Source organism: Sphingomonas sp. (assembly GCF_019242355.1).
In the GTDB taxonomy this organism is placed as follows: Bacteria; Pseudomonadota; Alphaproteobacteria; order Sphingomonadales; family Sphingomonadaceae; genus Sphingomicrobium.
Map to the genome: position 1 here is coordinate 1 of NZ_JAFAVR010000009.1, position 4,536 is coordinate 4,536.

The 4,536-nt window shown below is 65.8% G+C and carries 7 protein-coding genes; all 7 read right to left on the bottom strand.

The window, feature by feature from the left end; translation table 11 throughout:
• Positions 1-533, bottom strand: a 533-nt coding sequence (locus JOZ79_RS00250; RefSeq protein WP_294068959.1) for an aminotransferase class IV, incomplete at its 3' end; no start/stop codon positions are given.
• 9 nt (positions 534-542) lie between these two features.
• Positions 543-1,334 (bottom strand): pyrroline-5-carboxylate reductase, encoded by a 792-nt coding sequence (locus JOZ79_RS00255; RefSeq protein WP_294068962.1) that lies wholly within the window; start codon positions 1,332-1,334, stop codon positions 543-545.
• Between the two features lie 38 nt (positions 1,335-1,372).
• Positions 1,373-1,888, bottom strand: a complete 516-nt coding sequence (locus tag JOZ79_RS00260; RefSeq protein ID WP_294068965.1) for a YbjN domain-containing protein — start codon at positions 1,886-1,888, stop codon at positions 1,373-1,375.
• The gene (locus JOZ79_RS00265; protein WP_294068968.1) at positions 1,885-2,193 is read right to left on the bottom strand and encodes an accessory factor UbiK family protein; all 309 of its coding nucleotides are present in this window, start codon (positions 2,191-2,193) and stop codon (positions 1,885-1,887) included. The genes JOZ79_RS00260 and JOZ79_RS00265 overlap by 4 nt, the downstream gene beginning before the upstream one ends.
• Before the next feature lie 96 nt (positions 2,194-2,289).
• Positions 2,290-2,811: a TspO/MBR family protein gene (locus JOZ79_RS00270; RefSeq protein WP_294068971.1), complete on the bottom strand. Its 522-nt coding sequence runs from the start codon at positions 2,809-2,811 to the stop codon at positions 2,290-2,292.
• Entirely contained in the window at positions 2,804-3,538 is a 735-nt protein-coding gene (locus tag JOZ79_RS00275) for a TlyA family RNA methyltransferase (RefSeq protein ID WP_294068974.1), read from the bottom strand. The genes JOZ79_RS00270 and JOZ79_RS00275 overlap by 8 nt, the downstream gene beginning before the upstream one ends.
• Positions 3,539-3,804: 266 nt before the next feature.
• The coding region (locus JOZ79_RS00280) for a transketolase C-terminal domain-containing protein (protein ID WP_294068977.1) at positions 3,805-4,536 on the bottom strand (732 nt) is incomplete at its 5' end.

Sequence of the window (4,536 nt, forward strand, 5' to 3'; positions counted from 1 at the left end):
TCCGCATGCTGCTTGGACAGCGTGCAGATCATGTAGAGGCCCGCGGCCTTGGATTCCGATGGCGCCGTGTAAGGAGCCGGCCGCCGCCACGGCGCAATATCGAGCCGAATGCCCTTCGCCGCGATCTCGGGAGTGAAATACTTGCCCCATTGCCAGCCGGCGATCGACAAGTGCGGCTTGGTCTGACCAGGCGAAACGCCCATCGATTCCGATCCGCGCCAGGCCAGCGGGCGCAGATAGGCATCGGTCCAGCCGTTCGCCTTCAGCACCTGGTTGCAGGCGTCGTCGATTTCCTCGACCGACCAGGGCAGCTCGAACCCTAGCAGGCTCGCGCTCTTCCTCAGCCGAGCGCTATGTTCCGACAGCTTGAAGATCACGCCGTTATAGGCGCGCTCACCCTCGAAGACGCTGCTTGCGTAATGGAGCGCGTGGGTCAGCACATGCACCCGCGCGTCGCGCCACAGGACGAGTTCGCCGTCCATCCAGATCCAGCCGTCGCGATCGTCGAACGGGCCTTGGTTTCGTGGAGCCATGTCCGGCGCCTAGGACAGGCGCGCGGCCTCGGCAAGCTGGCGTCCACGTTCGCTCGCGGCGTCAATGACTTGATCAACCAGCGCGTCGAGCTTCTGGTCGAGCACCGCAAGACCTGCCTCTGTCGTTCCGTTGGGGCTTGCGACCCGCCGCGCGATCTCGTCCATGCCCTCGCCGGCCGATGCCGCGAGCCACGCGGTACCGAGCACCGTCTCGAGCGCGATCGTCGACGCGGTCTCGTTCGCCAACCCGCGCTCCTCGCCCGCCTTGACGAGGGCCGCGATGAAGCGGGCGACATAGGCGGGGCCCGATCCGGCAATCGCGCTGACCGCCGAGAATTTCGCTTCGTCCGCCATCCAAGGCGCGAAGCCCAGGGGCGCAAACAGGCTCGAGAGCTCGGTCCGCGTCTTGTCGTCCGCATCCTCGCTGTAGAGCGCAATGACGCCGCGGCGGATCGCCACCGGTGTATTGGGCATCGCCCGAACGATCGACGCCGCCGTCGGGAAGATCTGCCGCAGGGTCGTGGCCTCCACTCCGGCAAGCAGCGACACGATCGTCGTTCGGCCGGTAATCCAGGTCTTCAGCTGGGGCGCGATTTCGTCGAGCTTCTGCGGCTTGAACGCGAGCACGACCAATCTCGGCGGAGCACCCGCCTCGCCGAGCGAGCGGACAGTGCGGACGCCTGTGACCGGAAGGCCGCTCGGCCGTATCGCGACGGCCGGCGACAGGTCGATTCCGGCCGAACGCCAGCCCGCGACCATCGCCTGTCCCATGTTGCCGCAGCCGACGAACCAGGTAGGCACGGCGATTCGTGGGATTTCAGTCAATTCTGGTAACTCCCTCAGGCTTCGCCGTGGGTATCGATCAGCGCGGATGCAATCGCTTCGCCAGGCGACTTGCCGCCCCACAGCACGAACTGGAAGACCGGATAGAAGCGCTCACACTCCTCGACCGCCGCCTCGGCGATCGCCTCGGCCTGCTCCAGGCTAAGGCCGTCGTCCTCACGCGCATCGAGGATGGTCGAATGGCGGAACACGACGAGGCCCGATGCCGACCAAATCTCGAAATGACCGAGCCAGAGCTGCTCGTTGATCAGGCTGAGCGCCTCGTGGATCGCGGCGCGCTTCTCCGGCCCGACCTTGATGTCTGGGAAGGCGAGGAACTGCAGCACCTGGTCTTCAGGACGCCAAACGCCGCGAAGCTCATAAGTCGCCCAGCTGCCTGTCGCCGACGCGACGATCTCGCCCTCGCCAGTGCGGTCGCAGGCCCAGCCCCGCGCCTCGAAATATTGTTCGAGCACTTCGATCGGAGCGCCATCGTCGCGCTCCTCCTGGACGTCTTCTTCGCTGAGGTTCACGCGGCGGGGTCCGCCTTCGGCCTGGGCGAGCGCTTCGGACCAGCGGCGCCCGCCGCAGCTCCGCCGGCCTTGGCTTCCAGCGCCGCGATCCGCGCCTTCAGCGCTTCATTCTCATCGCGAGCAGCCGCGGCCATTGCCTTCACCGCTTCGAACTCGTCGCGGCCAACGAAGTCGGAGCCCGCCATCCACTCGCGCATCTTCTCGCGCGCCGAGGACTCCGCTTCGCGTCCCATTCCGGCGAAGGTCCCGGCAAAGCCGTTCACCATCTTCACGAAGTCGTCGAACATCCGGTTCTCGGACTGCATCCTAACTCTCCCTTTCCGCCGGGAAATAAGGGCTAGCCTGTCGGTCCGCCACCCTGGCGGCCCAACCTATCCCCAAGTCGCTGAAACTATCCCCAATTATCGAATGCCCACTAGCGGTGATCCGGCGCGAGGATTCAACTGCTCGATGGTGGCATTCAGCGTGGCCGCGAACACCAGCCAGCCGAGATAGGGAACCAGCAGAAGGCCGGCCGCTCGCCGCAGCCGAAGGAACCGACCGGCCGCCGCTGCCGCAATTGCGGCCATGGCGAAGATCACCCATTTGGCCAGGCTGATGTCATGTGCGGCAAAGAAAATCGGTGACCAGGCGAAATTCAGGCCTAGCTGGACGAAGAACAGCGTCAGCCCGGTCCGTCGCCGATCAGATGGCGGCTCCGCAAGGATCATCGCCAGCGCCAGTCCCAACAGGACGTAGAGTATCGTCCAGGCTAACCCGAACACCCAGCCGGGCGGCATGAACGATGGCTTGGCGAGACGATCGAACCACGGATTGCCGAAGCCCGAATTCGAGAGCCAGCCGCTCGCTGAGCCCAGCAGCACGATGATCGGGCAGGTCGCCAGCGCGATTTTCCACCATATGCGGTTGCCGGCCTCAGCCATTCTTCTCCGCTCCAAGCAGGAATTCGACGTTGCCTTCGGGACCCGTGATCGGGCTCGGCTCGATCCCGAGCACGGTCCAGCCCTGCTGTTCAACCCAGCCTTTGGCCTCGGTGCAGACCCGCTCGTGGACCCCAGGGTCGCGCACGACGCCGCCCTTGCCGACCTCGCCACGTCCCGCCTCGAACTGCGGCTTGACCAGGGCCACCAGCCGCGCGCCCGGCCCGGCGAGCCGGAGCGGCGCCTCGAGGACCTTGGCGAGGGAGATGAAGCTTGCGTCGCAAACGACGATGTCGACTAGTTCCGGGACGATGCTGCTGTCGAGCGAGCGCGCATTCGTCTGCTCATGTACGACGACGCGAGGGTCCTGCCGCAGCTTCCACGCGAGCTGGTTCGTGCCGACGTCGACCGCATAGACCTTCGCCGCGCCCCGGCTCAGCAGCACGTCCGTGAACCCGCCCGTCGAGCTGCCCACGTCCAGCGCAACCGCGCCCGTCACGTCGAACCCGAAATGCGTCAAACCGTGATCGAGCTTGATCCCCCCTCGCGACACCCACGGATGGTCCTTCCCCCGAACCTCCAGCGGAGCGTCCTCGGCCAGCATGTCGCCCGCCTTGGCGATCTTGCGTTCGCCGGAGAACACCGCTCCCGCCATGATCAGCGCCTGCGCCCGTGTCCGGCTCTCCGCGAGACCACGGGAAACGAGCAGTTGGTCCGCGCGACGTTTCACTGGCGATCAGATGCGCCGGTCGATCCACGCTTCGAATATTCGAAGCACCCACTTCGCGCCTGCATAAATCGCATATTGCATCACCGCCCATATCCCGAGGACGAACAAAAATGCCCCAAGACTCGGATGATCAGGCGCCGAGCACAGGGCTCCGCAGCCTTGCGAAAATATCGCGCCGAGAAGGCCGAGTACAAAGAGGACGAAGCTCAAAAGACACGCGACGGCGATGATCAGACCGCGCGTCCAAAATTCGAAGGTGCACCAGCTCAGGCCCGAACCTCCTCGACGCCGGCGCTGTTCACTCGCAGCGCCTTCAGCACCGTGTCGACGATCTGCCGGGCGTTGAGGCCGGCTTCGTCATATTGCTTCTCGGGCTTGTCATGCTCCTGGAAGGCATCGGGCAAGCGCATGGTGCGGATCTTGAGGCCGGCGTCGACCAATCCCTCGTCGCTGGCAAGCGTCAGGACGTGCGCGCCGAGGCCGCCGATCGCCGCTTCCTCGACCGTCACGACCACTTCGTGCGTCGTCGCCAGCCGGCGGATCAGCTCGCCGTCGAGCGGCTTGGCGAAGCGCAGGTCGGCGACCGTCGCCGACAGACCCATCGCGTCGAGTTGCTCCGCCGCTTTCTCGGCCTCGGCCAGCCGGGTGCCAAGCGAGAGGATCGCAACCTTCTTGCCCTCTCGAACCACCCGCCCCTTGCCGATCTCCAGCACCTGCGGAATCTCCGGCAGCGCGAGCCCCCTGCCCTCGCCGCGCGGATAGCGAACCGCGATCGGCCCGCGGTCGTGCACTGCCATGGTATGAACCATATGCGTCAGCTCGACCTCGTCCGCGGCGGCCATCACCACGAAATTGGGCAGGGTGCAGAGGTAAGCGAGGTCGAACGAGCCCGCGTGCGTCGCCCCATCCGCGCCGACAAGCCCCGCCCGGTCCATCGCGAACCGCACCGGCAGGTTCTGGATCGCGACGTCGTGCACGACCTGGTCGTAGGCGCGTTG